The 14,510-nt window shown below is 49.2% G+C and carries 17 protein-coding genes and 1 pseudogene; 12 read left to right on the top strand and 6 right to left on the bottom strand.

What is annotated here, in order from left to right:
• The first annotated feature begins 86 nt into the window (after nucleotides 1-86).
• A complete protein-coding gene (locus tag ACYVJG_RS03925) occupies nucleotides 87-632 on the top strand; it encodes a cupin domain-containing protein (RefSeq protein WP_460429891.1) in 546 nt (181 codons plus the stop codon).
• Here ACYVJG_RS03925 and ACYVJG_RS03920 read toward each other — a convergent pair.
• Nucleotides 629-1,114 carry a YajQ family cyclic di-GMP-binding protein gene (locus ACYVJG_RS03920; protein WP_460429890.1) on the bottom strand — a complete coding sequence of 162 codons (486 nt, stop codon included), beginning with the start codon at nucleotides 1,112-1,114 and terminating at the stop codon, nucleotides 629-631. The two genes, ACYVJG_RS03925 and ACYVJG_RS03920, sit on opposite strands and share 4 nt — an antisense overlap.
• A gap of 16 nt (nucleotides 1,115-1,130) precedes the next feature.
• On the bottom strand, nucleotides 1,131-1,334 hold the full coding sequence (locus tag ACYVJG_RS03915) for a DUF2788 domain-containing protein (RefSeq protein ID WP_460429889.1): 204 nt from the start codon (nucleotides 1,332-1,334) through the stop codon (nucleotides 1,131-1,133).
• A 647-nt stretch (nucleotides 1,335-1,981) separates the two neighbouring features.
• On the opposite strand from ACYVJG_RS03915, the pseudogene ACYVJG_RS03910 reads away from it, so the two are divergent.
• The 3 genes and pseudogenes from ACYVJG_RS03910 to ACYVJG_RS03900 all read left to right on the top strand — a co-directional run.
• Nucleotides 1,982-2,254: pseudogene (locus ACYVJG_RS03910) on the top strand (methyl-accepting chemotaxis protein); the annotation flags it as partial.
• Between the two features lie 27 nt (nucleotides 2,255-2,281).
• Nucleotides 2,282-2,677 (top strand): CZB domain-containing protein, encoded by a 396-nt coding sequence (locus ACYVJG_RS03905; protein ID WP_460430128.1) that lies wholly within the window; start codon nucleotides 2,282-2,284, stop codon nucleotides 2,675-2,677.
• 75 nt (nucleotides 2,678-2,752) lie between these two features.
• Complete coding sequence (locus tag ACYVJG_RS03900; protein WP_460429888.1) at nucleotides 2,753-3,853, top strand: VanZ family protein; 1,101 nt, start codon at nucleotides 2,753-2,755, stop codon at nucleotides 3,851-3,853.
• On the opposite strand, the gene ACYVJG_RS03895 is transcribed toward ACYVJG_RS03900, so the two are convergent.
• The 4 genes from ACYVJG_RS03895 to ACYVJG_RS03880 form a co-directional block, all read right to left on the bottom strand.
• On the bottom strand, nucleotides 3,813-4,472 hold the full coding sequence (locus ACYVJG_RS03895) for a pyrimidine 5'-nucleotidase (protein WP_460429887.1): 660 nt from the start codon (nucleotides 4,470-4,472) through the stop codon (nucleotides 3,813-3,815). The two genes, ACYVJG_RS03900 and ACYVJG_RS03895, sit on opposite strands and share 41 nt — an antisense overlap.
• A 34-nt stretch (nucleotides 4,473-4,506) precedes the next feature.
• The gene (locus ACYVJG_RS03890) at nucleotides 4,507-4,935 is read right to left on the bottom strand and encodes a CBS domain-containing protein (RefSeq protein ID WP_027405253.1); all 429 of its coding nucleotides are present in this window, start codon (nucleotides 4,933-4,935) and stop codon (nucleotides 4,507-4,509) included.
• A gap of 135 nt (nucleotides 4,936-5,070) precedes the next feature.
• The gene (gene argB, locus ACYVJG_RS03885; RefSeq protein WP_460429886.1) at nucleotides 5,071-5,943 is read right to left on the bottom strand and encodes an acetylglutamate kinase; all 873 of its coding nucleotides are present in this window, start codon (nucleotides 5,941-5,943) and stop codon (nucleotides 5,071-5,073) included.
• A gap of 103 nt (nucleotides 5,944-6,046) precedes the next feature.
• Nucleotides 6,047-6,388, bottom strand: coding sequence for a DUF2325 domain-containing protein (locus tag ACYVJG_RS03880; RefSeq protein WP_460429885.1), 342 nt, complete (start codon nucleotides 6,386-6,388; stop codon nucleotides 6,047-6,049).
• Between the two features lie 184 nt (nucleotides 6,389-6,572).
• Between ACYVJG_RS03880 and ACYVJG_RS03875 the strand changes: the two genes are divergently transcribed.
• The 8 genes from ACYVJG_RS03875 to ACYVJG_RS03840 all read left to right on the top strand — a co-directional run bounded on the left by ACYVJG_RS03875 (nucleotide 6,573) and on the right by ACYVJG_RS03840 (nucleotide 14,269).
• On the top strand, nucleotides 6,573-7,568 hold the full coding sequence (locus ACYVJG_RS03875; RefSeq protein WP_460429884.1) for a Fe(3+) ABC transporter substrate-binding protein: 996 nt from the start codon (nucleotides 6,573-6,575) through the stop codon (nucleotides 7,566-7,568).
• 142 nt (nucleotides 7,569-7,710) lie between these two features.
• Nucleotides 7,711-9,327, top strand: a complete 1,617-nt coding sequence (locus ACYVJG_RS03870; RefSeq protein WP_460429883.1) for an ABC transporter permease — start codon at nucleotides 7,711-7,713, stop codon at nucleotides 9,325-9,327.
• Between the two features lie 24 nt (nucleotides 9,328-9,351).
• Entirely contained in the window at nucleotides 9,352-10,401 is a 1,050-nt protein-coding gene (locus tag ACYVJG_RS03865; RefSeq protein WP_460429882.1) for an ABC transporter ATP-binding protein, read from the top strand.
• Between the two features lie 9 nt (nucleotides 10,402-10,410).
• A complete protein-coding gene (locus ACYVJG_RS03860; RefSeq protein WP_460429881.1) occupies nucleotides 10,411-11,307 on the top strand; it encodes an AEC family transporter in 897 nt (298 codons plus the stop codon).
• A 27-nt stretch (nucleotides 11,308-11,334) separates the two neighbouring features.
• Nucleotides 11,335-12,219: an alpha/beta fold hydrolase gene (locus ACYVJG_RS03855; RefSeq protein ID WP_460429880.1), complete on the top strand. Its 885-nt coding sequence runs from the start codon at nucleotides 11,335-11,337 to the stop codon at nucleotides 12,217-12,219.
• Between the two features lie 60 nt (nucleotides 12,220-12,279).
• Nucleotides 12,280-12,840, top strand: a complete 561-nt coding sequence (gene yjgA / locus ACYVJG_RS03850; protein WP_460429879.1) for a ribosome biogenesis factor YjgA — start codon at nucleotides 12,280-12,282, stop codon at nucleotides 12,838-12,840.
• A gap of 2 nt (nucleotides 12,841-12,842) precedes the next feature.
• Nucleotides 12,843-13,805, top strand: a complete 963-nt coding sequence (locus tag ACYVJG_RS03845) for a YheT family hydrolase (protein WP_460429878.1) — start codon at nucleotides 12,843-12,845, stop codon at nucleotides 13,803-13,805.
• Nucleotides 13,806-13,819: 14 nt separating this feature from the next.
• Nucleotides 13,820-14,269, top strand: a complete 450-nt coding sequence (locus tag ACYVJG_RS03840; RefSeq protein ID WP_460429877.1) for a GNAT family N-acetyltransferase — start codon at nucleotides 13,820-13,822, stop codon at nucleotides 14,267-14,269.
• Nucleotides 14,270-14,510 lie beyond the last annotated feature (241 nt).

Genomic DNA, 14,510 nt, shown 5'->3' with positions numbered 1-14,510 from the left:
CTATTTGCAACATGAAAGGATGAGCAATCGGGCCAGCTAAGGCTAAAATGACCAGCAATCTTGTGATCTCACCATGGAGCTTAGCAATGGATGTTGGTTCTCGCCTACGTCATGTCAGAGAAAAATTTGGTTTATCACAGCGTGAATTGGCAAAACGGGCTGGCGTCACCAATGGGACAATTTCCCTGATTGAGCAAAATCGTGTCAGTCCCTCGGTTAGTTCATTGATGAAGGTACTCGAAGGGTTGCCGATGACACTGGCTGAGTTTTTTACCTTTGATCTGGCCCCACAAGCCCCTACACCGTTTTATCCCAAAGCGTGTCAACCGAATGTGGGACGGGAGCAGATTTCGTTTTTTTTGGTTGGGCTCAACCACCCTAATCGTAACCTGACTTTATTACGCGAGATTTTCGCCCCAGGGGCCAATACTGGGCCGGATATGCTATCGCATGATGGTCAAGAAGGTGGTGTGATTGTCCGTGGCAGTATTGAGCTTACAGTCAATGGTGAGACCCAACGCTTAGAAGCAGGCGACGGTTATTATTTTGACAGCCGCCTGCCGCATCGCTTTTCAAACCCCAGTCATGAACCGTGTGAGTTGATCAGCGCCAATACCCCCCCATCAGTTTAGTCACGGAAATTATTGAACTGCAGTGGGGTATCCGTTATTTCCTTACGAATCAAAGCAATTGCTTCTTGCAAAATGTCACGCTTTGCGCCGGAAACACGAACTGTGTCACCCTGAATAGCAGCCTGCACCTTCAACTTGGCATCTTTTAGCAAGCGCACAATTTTTTTTGCAAGTTCCGTTTCGACACCGACTTGAATGGTCACAGTTTGCTTGACTTTATTACCGCTGACTTTTTCTAATTTACCATAATCTAAACAACGTACATCGACATTACGTTTGGCTAACTTGGCAATTAAAATGTCTTTCACTTGATCGAGTTGAAACTCTGCATCAGCAAATGCCGTTAATACCTTATCACTTTGCTCAATACGGGCATCAGACCCCTTAAAGTCATAGCGGGTGCTGATTTCCTTATTGGCTTGTTCTAAGGCATTACGCACTTCAACCAAATCTACTTCTGAAACAACGTCAAATGATGGCATAGGTTTTACCCCCTTGTTATTTTTCTAAAAAATAGCTGACCAGAAATTCTTTGAAGACAAATCCAGTCACTCCCGTTCCAAGTGCTAAAAATAGAACGAACATCCCAAATTTTCCGGCATCCGATTTCTTACCCAGATCCCAAATAATAAAGCCCATAAAACCAATTAAACCTGTCAGTAAAACCCCCATCGACCATCGGGTAAATTCTTCTTCTGACATGTTATCTCCTCAATCTATGTTCATTCAGTGATATGACAGACTCTGTTATGCCAATTTCAAAACGACAGGCAGACTATGTGACGTTTTTTTTCCAAAAAAATGAACCACTCGGCTATAATATTTCCTTAATTTTTCTTAGAAAAATATCTTTTTTGTTTTTTACATAAAAAATAAAAGATTTTTCAAAGAAACGGGCAGAAATATCTGTTTTTACCATTTTTGGAGGGTTCATGTTCGGTTATCGCCACAAGCAAAGAGCGTTAGAGCTAGAGCGTCGTTTACAAAGCCTAGAGGAAGAACGGCGAGCAACAGAACGAGAACTGGAGCAATTACGCGCCAATTGGGAACCCGCCCAAAAAGAACTGGCTGACTTTCGCGAACGCGCTGGCCGTCGTGCTTCTTACATCGATCCTTTTGGCTTATTTTGTAACAACGTCGAAGAACTACGCGGCACTTTCTCACTTTTGGCCGAGCGCTTAGAAAGCGACTTTACCGTAGCCTGTGATGCGGTTTCAACTCTCCACCGCAGTCGCGAAGCACTTGATGTCATCATCAATAGCTTTAATCACATCGTCCAAGCACAAGGGCAGACTGTCCGTGCCATGGATACCTTAAATGATAATACCGGCAAAATCAGTCAATTTGTTCAGTTAATTAAGGACATTGCCGATCAAACCAACCTTTTAGCATTAAATGCAGCAATTGAAGCTGCACGCGCCGGTGAACAAGGTCGTGGTTTTGCCGTGGTTGCAGATGAAGTACGGAAATTGGCAGAGCGCACCGCACAAGCCACCAGTGAAATTGCTACTTTGGTCACCACCATTCAGGATGGTTCCAGCGCCACCAAACAACAGGTACAACAAGCGTCGGAACAAGCGATGGACTACCAACGTTCTGGCGTCGAAACAGCAGACCAAGTCAGACAGTTAGTCAAGTTTAGCGAACAGATGGCGCACACCATCTCAATGGCGTCTAACACCAGTTTTATGGAGATTGTGAAACTCGATCACATCGTTTTTAAACTGGATATTTACAAGGCATTTATTGGCTACCACGATTTGCGACCAGAACAATTATCTAGCCACACTAACTGCCGACTGGGTAAATGGTATTACGAAGGACGTGGCCATGAAGAATGTCGTCACAACCCGGTGTATGGCAAATTAGAACAGCCTCATGCCCGTGTTCACGATGCAGGGAAAAAAGCCTTAGAGATGCTCAACCAGCGACAATTTGATGGGGCACGCCAAGCCTTGTTGGAGATGGAAAAAGCATCGGATGACGTGATGCGGATGCTGACAGAAATGGAAAATGAACGCTGCACAAAAGATTTTCGCAGCTAGGGACTAGTCGATTGGGGGCAGCATCTATTAAGCTGGCACCATGATGCTGATGCTGCCCGTTATGGCCTTTATGTGATGGCCTCACTGCCCCCTTCAATGACACCTCGAGGCCATGTCCCTTGGCTGTTTGCCGCGATTTGCTTAGGGGTTATCGCTGTTGTCAGCCTATATCCTTTAGATAGCTGGCAAGACAATACTGAACCGCTGTTCGATTTTCTGTTTTATCCGCTGCCATATTACACCCGCCGCTTTGACACCATTGTTAATGTGCTTGCCTATTTTCCCTATGGCTTTGCCTTAGCATTGATTCCACGCCAACGCTGGTTGGGGCTGTTATTAGCATTGGTGGTGACCAGTACCACTAGTTTAAGCGTAGAACTGATTCAACAATTTCTGCCAAGCCGCATCTCATCCAATCTTGATCTACTCTGCAACAGTGTTGGTGGCACGCTGGGCGCCTTATTTGCGCTCAATCCGCTATCGCGTTATATCGGTCAACGCCTACACCGCTGGCGGCATCGCCATTTTCACCCCAGCCGAGTGACTGACTACGCCTTATTGCTGATGACCTTATGGTTTCTGACCCAACTTGATCCCTCGGTGCCCTTCTTTGGTGTGGTGGTGATTCCCAAGGGATTACCACAACCTTTTATTTCACCACTGGAAAATCCAGCACTGTTTCTATTTCTGATCGAAGCAGGCAGCGCCATGTTGAATCTGCTGGGGACATTACTATTGGTCAGTCTATGCGCGAAGCGGTCGCAGTCAAAATTACGCCTTGTGCTCGGCTTTTTATGTCTGGCGACGTTAATTAAACTCGGTATTGCCGCTGCTTTTCTGCGTGAATTTGCCTTCTTCGAGTGGATTAACCCTCGGGTCTTGCTTGGCTTGTTAGCGGGATTATTACTCTTATTGTGGTGGGTACGGTTACCGTACACCGCACGCGCTGGTTTAGGTGCCATCACCTTGGGGGGGATGCTCTATCTTGCAGCACAATGGCCACTACAACCCGACCGCAGTCCAAGTTTTAGCCATCTGCGTTGGAGCCACGGCCATCTCACCAACTTAAGCTTGTTGGCAGAAGTCGCCTCTCATGTCTGGCCGTGGTTAGCCTTAACCCTATGTTTCATTGGCTTTATACGACAATCGTTGTTTGCTTCGCGATACACAGGCTAAGCCGCGCCAGCTGTGGCAGCGCAGTAATGCGGTAATCGACATAAGGGGGCCGACGCGGTTGTTTGTGCAGCCATACGGTGGTCATCCCCAGCTGTTTAGCTGGTCGCAAATTCTCCACGGTATCTTCCACCATCACGCAATCAACTGCGCGCACCCCCAAACGATGCAACACGGTAAGATAGGCCTCTTGTTTTGGTTTGGGCCGTAGGCGCAAGCATTCCACGCCAAAGCGCGCCAGCAAATGTGGGTGTAAACCAAGCTTTTTGGTGACGGCTTCAACATAGTGTTTGGGGCCATTCGAGAAAATCACTTTTCGCCCGGGCAAACACCGCAACAGTTGTCCTACTCCGGCTGGTTTTTCTAACAAGGGAAGTAAGGCAGATACAGGATGGGTACGAGTAAGAAAATGTTTTGGTGCAACGGCATGATGTCGTTGTAGTCCATGCAATGTTGCACCATAGCGTTGCCAGTAGTGTTGGCGCAGTCGATGCGCCTCGGCTTCGTCCATGCCCAACTCTGCCATGATAAAAGCAGTCATTTGCTGGTTAATATAAGGAAACACCCTGCTCGAGGCAGGGTGTAGGGTGTTATCTAGATCAAAAAGCCAAGTCAATGCCACGTGTTTACCTAAGCAGGGAATTGAGGTATCAACGTCAACTGTGAATGTAATGTGATAATTGGTCAATCAGGAAGTTCTGTTCCGCAATCGTCGCACTCACCACATCACCAATCGATACCATCCCCACCACGGCTTCATCATCAATTACCGGTAAGTGGCGAATACGCTTATCTGCCATCAAAGCCATACATTCGTTGATCGTTCGGTCGGGCGAGACAAACAATACGCGGCGGGTCATGATTTCACCAACACGCGTTCCAGCGGAGGTGCGCCCTTGTAGCACCACACGGCGCGCATAATCCCGTTCCGAGAAAATACCCTGTAATTTGCCTTCTTCCATCACCAACACAGCGCCGATATTATGCTCGGCCATTAAACAGAGTGCTTCATACACCGTTGCTTGTGGTGTGACGTGATACAACTGATGTTTATCACGTTGATCGAGCAATTGCTTGACTGTCATGACCATGTTATTCCCCCTTGGATCAATAAAACGGCGTTAACGACACGCGATTGCAGTATAGAAAAAGAAATGTATTTTTTTAGTGGTTTTTCTGCAAGCTGACCGAAGTCAAGCTTGCAGTACACAACCACCAGCTTAACTGGCTTTAATCATGGTGCCAACACCCGCATCGGTCAAAATTTCCAGCAGCAAAGCGTGTTTTACGCGGCCATCAATGATATGCACTGAATTAACGCCGTTTTTCGCTGCATCAAGCGCCGAACTGATTTTTGGCAACATACCACCATGAATTGTGCCATCGGCAAACAATTCATCCACTCGCTTGGCAGTCAAACCAGTCAACAAATTGCCTTCTTTATCCAACACACCGGCAGTATTGGTCATCAAAATCAATTTTTCAGCCTTAAGTGTTTCAGCCAACCGACCAGCGACCAAATCCGCGTTGATGTTATAGGCCGAGCCTTCAGGCCCCACACCAATCGGGGCAATCACTGGAATAAAGGCATCATCTTCCAAGGTCGACACCAAACTGGGGTCGATATGTTCAATTTCCCCAACCAGACCGATATCCAGTGGCTCACCCTCTGGCGAACGCAGGAACATTTTACGAGCGCGGATAAACGAACCATCTTTACCAGTCAAACCCACCGCTTTACCACCGGCTTGGTTAATCAGGCTAACGATTTCTTTATTCACCAAACCGCCTAATACCATTTCAACCACTTGCATGGTTTCGCGGTCGGTGACGCGCATGCCTTGTACAAATTCACCGTTTTTGCCCAAACGCTCTAGCATCTCGTTGATTTGCGGCCCACCGCCATGCACTACAACCGGATTGAGGCCAACCAATTTCAACAGCACGATATCCTGTGCAAACCCTGCCTTCAATTCATCATCGGTCATGGCATTGCCACCGTATTTGATTACGATGGTTTTACCATTGAAGCGCCGGATATAAGGCAGCGCTTCGGCCAAAATAGAGGCTTTTTCTTGGGCTTCAGTCAACATAGAGCAGTATCCTTGTTCGATAGTCTAAAAGGGCAGTGACACAACAGCACCGATTGTAACCAATGCCAAGAGTGCTATCGAATTTTAATCCCGCCCAATCACATTATCGTGACGGCCTCGCACAACGGTGCTGACAATCTGCACATGCGTTTTGCTCTTGCAACCCCACTTTCTCTAGCCCCTGCTTCAAGGCACACACGGAACGGCGACAAGCAATCACATGAATATCCCCGCTGTTGGCCAATTCACGGAAGTGTTTCATCACGTTATGACCCAAAAAATCCGTAAACAGAATCAGCAAGTCCGTTCCCGCTGGTAAGCGATCTACCTTACGTTGATGAGCGCTATTGCGGCCACTGATGTGTTTTTGCACGGTAATGCCAAAAGATTGCAAGACATTAGGGATATTTCCGAGTGTATCGGCACCAACCAACATGGCGTTCATGCTCCACCTCCTTACAAATGAGAATTGTTATCATCTTTGCAAGGCTATTGATGACTGTCAAGGGTATTACGAAATAGTTTGATAACTATTCTCATCATTGCTACAATTTTTGCCACACTCTCGCTTGAGTTCACCCTCAGGCAAATCACACCCATACATCATTTCTGAATAAGGTGATTAAGACATGAAACGTCTTTCTTTGTTGTGTGCAGCGTTAACCGTTGCTTTTGCTGGTCAAGCATTGGCAGAAGAAGTTGTGGTGTACAGTGCGCGAAATGAACAGCTGATTAAACCGCTGTTTGATGCGTACAAAAAAGAAACTGGCGTGGATGTAAAATTCATCACCGATAAAGAAGGCCCACTGATGCAGCGTCTAAAATCAGAAGGCAACAATACGCCTGCTGATATTTTGCTGACGGTGGATGCGGGTAACCTGTGGCAAGCCAGCCACGAAGGTCTACTCAAGCCAGTCAAATCCGCTGCACTGGAATCTAACGTGCCAGCACACTTGCGTGATCCAAAAGGGGAATGGTTTGGCCTGTCGATCCGTGCACGGACAATTTTTTACAACACCAGCCGCGTCAAACCTCAAGAACTAAGCAGTTATGAAGATTTAGCGACTGCCAAATGGAAAGGCCGTTTGTGCTTACGCACCTCGAAGAAGGTGTATAACCAATCGCTGGTAGCAATGCTGATGGCAGAACATGGTGAAGCGAAAGCTGAACAAATCGTCAAAGGTTGGGTGGGTAATTTGGCAACAGATGTCTTCCCAGACGACACCAAAATGTTAGAAGCCATTGGTGCAGGTCAATGTGATGTTGGGATTGCCAACACCTACTACTACGGTCGTTTGATGGAAAAAAATCCAAAACTGCCAATTGGCATTTTCTGGGCTAACCAAAAAGGCAGTGGTACTCATGTGAACATTTCTGGTGCTGGGGTGACCCGTTATGCCAAGAATGAAAAAGGCGCGATTCGCTTGCTCGAATGGTTATCTTCTGACAAGGCACAAAACCTCTATGCCGACAGCAATATGGAGTTCCCTGTCAATCCAAAAGTGAAATCTGATCCAAAAGTCGCTGCATGGGGTGATTTCAAACACAACTATATCAATGTCGCCAAAGCCGGCGAACTGCAAGCAGCGGCAGTGAAATTGATGGACCGCGCAGGCTATCGTTAATTATTGCGTGTTGTTCACCCACAGGCAGCGGTACGACCAACTGCCTGTTTGTCTTTCTGCTTGGCAGCATTATGCTTGAGTTTCTTGCATAAAAAGTTCGATAATTGCTGTTTTCCTCGACGATTTAGACAGATTTTCTTCAATGGCCCTTTTTCATTCCACTCGGCGTTGGTTTGGTGTCGCAGCAGTTTTCAGCCTGATTACCTTAACCCCGCTGGCGGTAATCCTTTCGGCCTTTCTCGACCCTAGCCCAGATATTTGGGCCCACCTCAGCGAATTTGTCCTCCCCCGCTTGTTATGGAACACCTTCATTTTGATGCTTGGCGTCAGTGTGGGTGGACTGGTGTTAGCGGTACCGTTGGCTTGGCTGATTGCCATGTATGATTTTCCGGGAAGACGTTTTTTTAGCTGGGCTTTGATGCTGCCCTTGGCAATGCCGGCGTATGTGATGGCCTTTACGCAAATCGGTTTGTTTGATTTCACTGGCCCTATTCAAACATGGATGCGCGAGGTTTGGGGTACTAGCGCAGCCATGCCGCCAATTCGCTCGACTGGTGGGGTGATTTTGGTGATGAGCCTTGCCCTCTACCCCTATATCTATCTGCTTGCCCGTGATGCTTTTGCCAGCATGGGACGACGTGCGCTAGAGGCGGGCCAATCTTTAGGGCTCAGCCGACGGCAAGCCTTCTTTCGGGTGGCCTTACCGATGGCACGGCCTTGGATTGTTGGCGGCGTGAGTCTGGCCTTGATGGAAACCTTAGCTGACTTTGGAACGGTGTCGATTTTTAACTACGATGCTTTTACCACTGCCATTTACAAAGCATGGTTTGGCCTATTTTCACTGTCTTCTGCCTCACAGTTAGCCTCGTTATTAGTGTTATTGGTGTTTATTTTGGTGTGGTACGAACTGCGCGCACGCGGACGGCGTGCTTATACCGTCACCGGACGCGGCAGTATTCAAGCAAAACGCGACCGTCTTCCCACGCTATCCGGCCTATTGGCCACCGCTTGGGCCAGCGTGGTTTTGGGACTGGCCTTTGTAATTCCATTTGCTCAGTTGTTATGGTGGTGCCGACAAGCGATTACGACCGACCTCGACGCCCGTTACATCCGTTTTGTTTGGTATTCCTTACTGCTGGCCGGTCTTGCTGCCGTCGCGGTTGCCGTCGTCGCCTTGCTGATTTCTTATGCACAACGTCGTGATGCGCGCCAGCGCACTCGCTTTGCGGTTCGATTGGCGACACTTGGTTATGCTGTCCCCGGTACTGTGTTAGCCGTAGGTGTGTTTATCCCCATCGCTTGGTTGGATAATGTCTTACTGAATGTCTTTTCCAGCTATTTACCAGAAGGACAAACAGCTATTTTCAAAGGCACGCTGCTGGTAATGATTCTGGCGTATATCGCGCGTTTTCTCGCCGTGGGCTTTCAATCGGTCGATGCCGCGATGCAAAGAATTACCCGTAGCCAAGAAGAAACGGCGCGAGTCTTGGGCGAATCAGGATGGGGTTTGTTACGCCGTTTATACCTGCCGTTATTGCAGGGAGGGTTATTCACTGCCTTGTTGATGGTGTTTGTTGATGTGATGAAAGAAATGCCCATCACCCTGATGACCCGTCCCTTTGGCTGGGATACGCTTGCTGTACGGGTGTTTGAGATGACCAGCGAAGGGGAATGGGAACGCGCTGCGCTGCCTTCAGTCGCGATTGTCTTAGTCGGTTTATTGCCGGTGATTTTGTTAGCACAACGTCGCCATGCTTAATGCTTTTTCTGTTTGGGATACCTGATGTCGGTCTTGCTTGAATTGCGCCATATTAGCCAGCGTTATGCAGCACAAGAAATCGTCAAATCACTTTCACTACAGCTTGAACAGGGCGAAATTGGTTGTTTGCTTGGTCATTCTGGCTGTGGCAAAACCACTGTTTTACGCTGTATTGCTGGGTTTGAGCCGATTCACGATGGTGAAATTTTATTAAAGCAACAGCCAATCAGCCGCCCGAACCAAAGTGTTCCACCCCATCAACGCCAAATCGGCATGGTGTTCCAAGACTATGCTTTGTTTCCACACCTGTCCGTCGCCGATAACATTGGCTTTGGCCTCCACCAACACACCGCTTCACACCGACAACAGCGCATTACCGAATTGTTGGAACTGGTGGGGTTAACCGCACATGCCCAAGCTTATCCGCATGAGCTCTCTGGTGGTCAGCAACAACGGGTGGCACTGGCGCGGGCCTTAGCACCCAAACCCCAGCTTTTGCTACTGGATGAGCCCTTTTCAAACCTAGACGTCGCTCTACGCGAACGCTTGGGGCAAGAAGTCCGTGATATTCTCAAGCGCGAACAAATGACCGCTATTTTGGTTACCCACGATCAACATGAAGCTTTTGCTATTGCCGATCAAATTGGGGTGATGCAAGCGGGTCAAATTGTGCAATGGGCAACACCGTATGAACTCTATCACCAGCCAGCCAATCGCTTTGTCGCCGACTTTGTTGGTAAAGGCGTGTTTGTCCCCGGCACCATCACCGGCAGCCATTGTGTAGAAATCGAATTTGGCGAAATTTGCCGTGTTGACCTCGATAGCCGTGGCTTTGCTGTCGGAAGCCGTGTCGATGTGTTATTGCGTCCCGATGATGTGGTTCACGATGATTTCAGCCCCTTAAAAGCCCAAGTGGTCAACCGTGCATTCCAAGGTGAAGTGTTTCTCTACACCCTCGCCCTTGCTTCGGGACAACAGGTACTCGCCACCGTCGCCAGCCATCACAACCATCGTATCGGCGAATGGATTGGCATTAAATTAGACCTTGATCATCTGATTGCTTTTCCAAGCTAGGGCCAGTGCATGTCAAGTATTGCTTGGGCTTTATTGCCAGATTTTGTGCTGATTCTGCTTGGCTTGAGCCTACGCCGTTGGTTTGGTTATCCAGCGGAATTTTGGGGCCACTTAGAACGCCTCGTGTATTACGTGATGTTCCCCGCTCTGCTCTTTCGTTCAGTGGTCAAAAGTGAGCTCGAATTTACGCCTGCCCTCGATATGATCGCGGCAGGCGTCGGGTTTACCGCTGGAGGCTTGGCATGTGGTTTATTGCTCTGTTGGTGGCTACGCCCTTCATCACAAGCCTTTGCTTCAACCATTCAAACAGCCTTTCGCTTTAATACCTATATTGGTATCGCCGTTGTAGATCGTTTGGCCGGTGGGCCGGGGATTGCTGCCTTAGCCTTATTAGTCGGCGTGTTAGTCCCTGCGGTGAATGCACTGGCAGTGTGGTTTTTGGCACGTCACGGTGGCCATTCGGTATGGCGAGAAATTGTCCGCAATCCTCTAATTATAGCCACTGTCAGTGGCTTTATCTGCAAGCTATTCGGTGTCACCGCCCCCGACACCGCCATGCACCTCCTCGATCTCTTTGCCGTTGCAGCCACACCACTGGGATTGTTAGCAGTGGGTGCAGGGTTACGCAGCGAAGGGTTACGGCAAAACTTAGCACTGATTAACGGCATGACCGTGATCAAATTGGTTGTCGTACCGGCGCTGGCATGGGGTTTGGCGGAATGGTTTGATTTACGCGGCATGTATCGGACTGCTGCCATTGTCCTCGCCACCCTGCCAACAGCCTCGTCAGCCTATATCCTCGCAGTACGGATGGGCGGTGATGGTAAGTTGGTCGCTTCCATCATCACCATGAATATCTTTGTTGGTATGTTGACACTACCGTTATGGCTGGCGTTTACCTTATGATGAGCGTTTTTCTCTCGCCGCCCACTTATGTACCAAGCAAAATTATTATCGCGCAGTGAATTCCCGCCGCTGGCAGTCGACCGCCCCCGCCTGCACGTCCGTCATTGGGGCCGCGAGGGTGCAGCAAAATTGTTTTTGTTACATGGCTGGATGGACAGCAGTATCACTTTCCAATTTTTGGTTGATACGCTGGGAGATCGTTGGCATTTCATTGCCCCTGATTGGCGTGGGTTTGGTCAATCACAGGCCAATACCGCTGGTTATTATTTCCCCGATTACCTCGCCGATTTAGATGCACTGTTGCATCACTATGCTGCAAACGAAACCGTCACCCTGATCGGGCATAGCATGGGCGGTATGGTCGCCAGTCTCTATGCCGGCATTCGTCCACACAAAATTGAAAAACTCATCTCCATCGAAGGGTTTGGCTTACCAGATAGTGATCCCAATGAAGCACCAAAACGCTATCGTCGTTGGCTAGATGAACTACAACACCCCCCGCGCTTTGATGCACTAAGTTTAACCACAGTGCAACAACGGCTACAACGGCGTAATCCCTTGCTGTCCGCCGACCGTGCGGCTTTTCTTGCTCATGCGTTGACAGAGAGCGATACGGTCAATGATGGCTATCGTTACCAAGCCGATCCACGTCATAAAATGGTCAACCCAGTACTGTATCGTTTAGCCGAGGCTAAAGCCTGTTGGCGGGAGGTGACAGCGCCGGTGTTGTGGGTGGTCGGCGGTGGAGACAGCGATCATCCGCTGGCCCGTTCGGTGTTGGCCAGCTTGGACGAGCGGCGAGCATGTTTTCAAACCATCCAACAAGTCACCCTCAACCCGTGTGGTCACATGGTGCAATGGGAACAACCAGAAGCCCTCGCCGCCGCCATAGAAGATTTTTTGGCCTGCTGAGGCTGGGCAAGCTTCTGTTATCATTGTGCTCTTTTTACCAGTCATTGAAGTGGAATTATTGTGAGTCAGCCCTCCTTGTACGATGACGAGGCACCCAGCAAATCGCAAAAAAAACGCGATGCTGAGGCATTACAGGCATTAGGTACCGAACTGATTGCGTTGTCGCATGACAGCCTGAAAAAATTGCAGCTACCAGAAAACTTATATCTGGCCATCCGCGAAGCGCAAAAAATCACTGCCAATGGTGCCATTCGGCGCCAGCGGCAATATATTGGCAAATTGATGCGTGATATCGACCCCGAGCCTATCCGCGAATTTTTAGCGGTATTACGTGGGGAATCCGATCAACATACGGCATGGTTACACCGTTTAGAACGACAGCGTGATCGCCTGTTGCAAGACGATGAAGCCCTCGCTGAATTTCTTGCGGCGCATCCTGATTGTGATGTGCAAAATCTGCGGCAACTGATTCGTAATGCACGCAAAGAACAAACCGAGAGCAAGCCACCAAAAGCCTATCGACAATTGTTCCAACTGCTCAAAAGCCTGTCACCTGCACCTGGCCTACCACAACATGCAACGGCCAGCGATAGCGACGAGGACAACGAGGATAACGGCTAATTATGCCCAACTACCGCGCCCCGCTTTGGTTACCCGATGGCCACAGTCAAACGGTTTGGCCAGCTTTATTTTTGGCGGGGGCGGTACCTCATTATCGGCGCGAACGCTGGCCGACACCGGATGGCGATGAAATCGCTCTTGATTTCCTTGTCAACGACAGTACCTCGCCACACGCACCATTAGTCGTCTTGTTTCATGGTTTAGAAGGCAGTTCGCGCAGTCACTATGCGCGAGCCCTGATGCGCGAAGTGGCTTGCTGTGGTTGGCAAGGCGTCGTGGTGCATTTCCGTGGGTGTGGCGGACAACACTTCCGCGCCCCCCGCGCCTATCATGCCGGAGACTCCGCTGAAATTGCTTGGGTGTTACAACATCTGGCACGGCGCTTTGGCTGTGTGTTGACTGTTGGTGTCTCGTTGGGTGGCAATGCGCTGTTGAAATATCTTGGCGAAGCAGGACAACGCGCCATTCCTCATGCTGCTGCCGCCATTTCGGCCCCATTGGATTTAACTGCCGCTGGCCATGCCCTTGAACACAACCCGATCAATCGTCAGCTCTATACCCGCATGTTTTTACGCAGCTTAAAACCCAAAAGCCTGCGCCTGCTTCAACATTATCCACATCTGCTCGATTCACACGCACTTCGTGCCAGCCGCACCCTCCGCCATTTTGATCACCATGTCACTGCACCATTACATGGATTTCATGGTGTAGAAGACTACTGGCAACGCGCCAGCAGCAAACCCTATTTACCGCACATCACCATTCCAACTTGGGTATTAAATGCCCGTAACGATCCCTTCTTACCTGCCCACGCCCTACCGAAAAAACAGGAAGTCAGTCCGCAGGTTCAATTAGAGTTTCCAAAACAGGGTGGGCATGTTGGCTTTGTCAGCGGACATTTTCCCGGCCATATTCAATGGCTACCGCGACGGATTGTGGATTTTTTCACCCAACAACTTAGCTAAAAGTACACGACAAAATGGACATCATCATTCGAACCGCGACGGTTGACGATGTGGCGGCAGTCGCCGTGTTATTCGATCACTATCGCCAGTTCTACCAACAAGCCGCCGATCTCAGTTTGGCGCACCGTTTTATCCAAGATCGTTTGCAACAGCATCAATCGGTGATTCTGGTGGCAGAAACATCAGCGAAAACCCTCGTCGGTTTTTGCCAGCTCTATCCAACATTTTGTTCAGTGGCAGCACAACCGATTTATGTGTTGTACGATCTATTTGTCAGCGTTGCAGCGCGGCAATCTGGCATTGGGCAGCAGTTATTACAGGCTGCCGAGGCACAAGCAAAACAAGATGGAAAAGCACGCTTAGATTTATCCACCGCCAAAGACAACCATACCGCACAGCGACTGTATGAGCATCATGGTTGGCAACGCGATGAGATCTTTTTGACCTATAGCCGCAGCCTCTGAACACATTTTCTTCGAGGGTTGAGATCATAGCGTCGTCGGGCGGTTTTGCGACATGGTGTGAAGCAAACCGCCAAAACATACTACAATCAGCTGTCATCCTCAGTCCCCACCCCAATCATGCTGCCGCTGCTCGATCCAAAGAACGATTACATCTTCAAACGTCTCTTTGCCCAATCACCCGAATTGCTGTCTGACTTGATTAACAGCATCCGCTACGATCAACCACCGATTACCATCACCG

The sequence above is a fragment of the Aquaspirillum soli genome, assembly GCF_054781915.1.
The sequence above is the reverse complement of the archived record's forward strand: the minus strand, read 5'-3'. Positions and strand labels throughout refer to the sequence as shown.

What these genes read in the sequence shown, in the direction of transcription:
- ACYVJG_RS03925 (WP_460429891.1), top strand. Translation starts at nt 87, where the DNA reads ATGGATGTTGGTTCTCGCCTACGTCATGTCAGAGAAAAATTTGGTTTA.
- ACYVJG_RS03920 (WP_460429890.1), bottom strand. Translation starts at nt 1,114, where the DNA reads ATGCCATCATTTGACGTTGTTTCAGAAGTAGATTTGGTTGAAGTGCGT.
- ACYVJG_RS03915 (WP_460429889.1), bottom strand. Translation starts at nt 1,334, where the DNA reads ATGTCAGAAGAAGAATTTACCCGATGGTCGATGGGGGTTTTACTGACA.
- ACYVJG_RS03905 (WP_460430128.1), top strand. Translation starts at nt 2,282, where the DNA reads ATGGCGCACACCATCTCAATGGCGTCTAACACCAGTTTTATGGAGATT.
- ACYVJG_RS03900 (WP_460429888.1), top strand. Translation starts at nt 2,753, where the DNA reads ATGGCCTCACTGCCCCCTTCAATGACACCTCGAGGCCATGTCCCTTGG.
- ACYVJG_RS03890 (WP_027405253.1), bottom strand. Translation starts at nt 4,935, where the DNA reads ATGACAGTCAAGCAATTGCTCGATCAACGTGATAAACATCAGTTGTAT.
- argB (WP_460429886.1), bottom strand. Translation starts at nt 5,943, where the DNA reads ATGTTGACTGAAGCCCAAGAAAAAGCCTCTATTTTGGCCGAAGCGCTG.
- ACYVJG_RS03880 (WP_460429885.1), bottom strand. Translation starts at nt 6,388, where the DNA reads ATGAACGCCATGTTGGTTGGTGCCGATACACTCGGAAATATCCCTAAT.
- ACYVJG_RS03875 (WP_460429884.1), top strand. Translation starts at nt 6,573, where the DNA reads ATGAAACGTCTTTCTTTGTTGTGTGCAGCGTTAACCGTTGCTTTTGCT.
- ACYVJG_RS03870 (WP_460429883.1), top strand. Translation starts at nt 7,711, where the DNA reads ATGGCCCTTTTTCATTCCACTCGGCGTTGGTTTGGTGTCGCAGCAGTT.
- ACYVJG_RS03865 (WP_460429882.1), top strand. Translation starts at nt 9,352, where the DNA reads ATGTCGGTCTTGCTTGAATTGCGCCATATTAGCCAGCGTTATGCAGCA.
- ACYVJG_RS03860 (WP_460429881.1), top strand. Translation starts at nt 10,411, where the DNA reads ATGTCAAGTATTGCTTGGGCTTTATTGCCAGATTTTGTGCTGATTCTG.
- ACYVJG_RS03855 (WP_460429880.1), top strand. Translation starts at nt 11,335, where the DNA reads ATGTACCAAGCAAAATTATTATCGCGCAGTGAATTCCCGCCGCTGGCA.
- ACYVJG_RS03845 (WP_460429878.1), top strand. Translation starts at nt 12,843, where the DNA reads ATGCCCAACTACCGCGCCCCGCTTTGGTTACCCGATGGCCACAGTCAA.
- ACYVJG_RS03840 (WP_460429877.1), top strand. Translation starts at nt 13,820, where the DNA reads ATGGACATCATCATTCGAACCGCGACGGTTGACGATGTGGCGGCAGTC.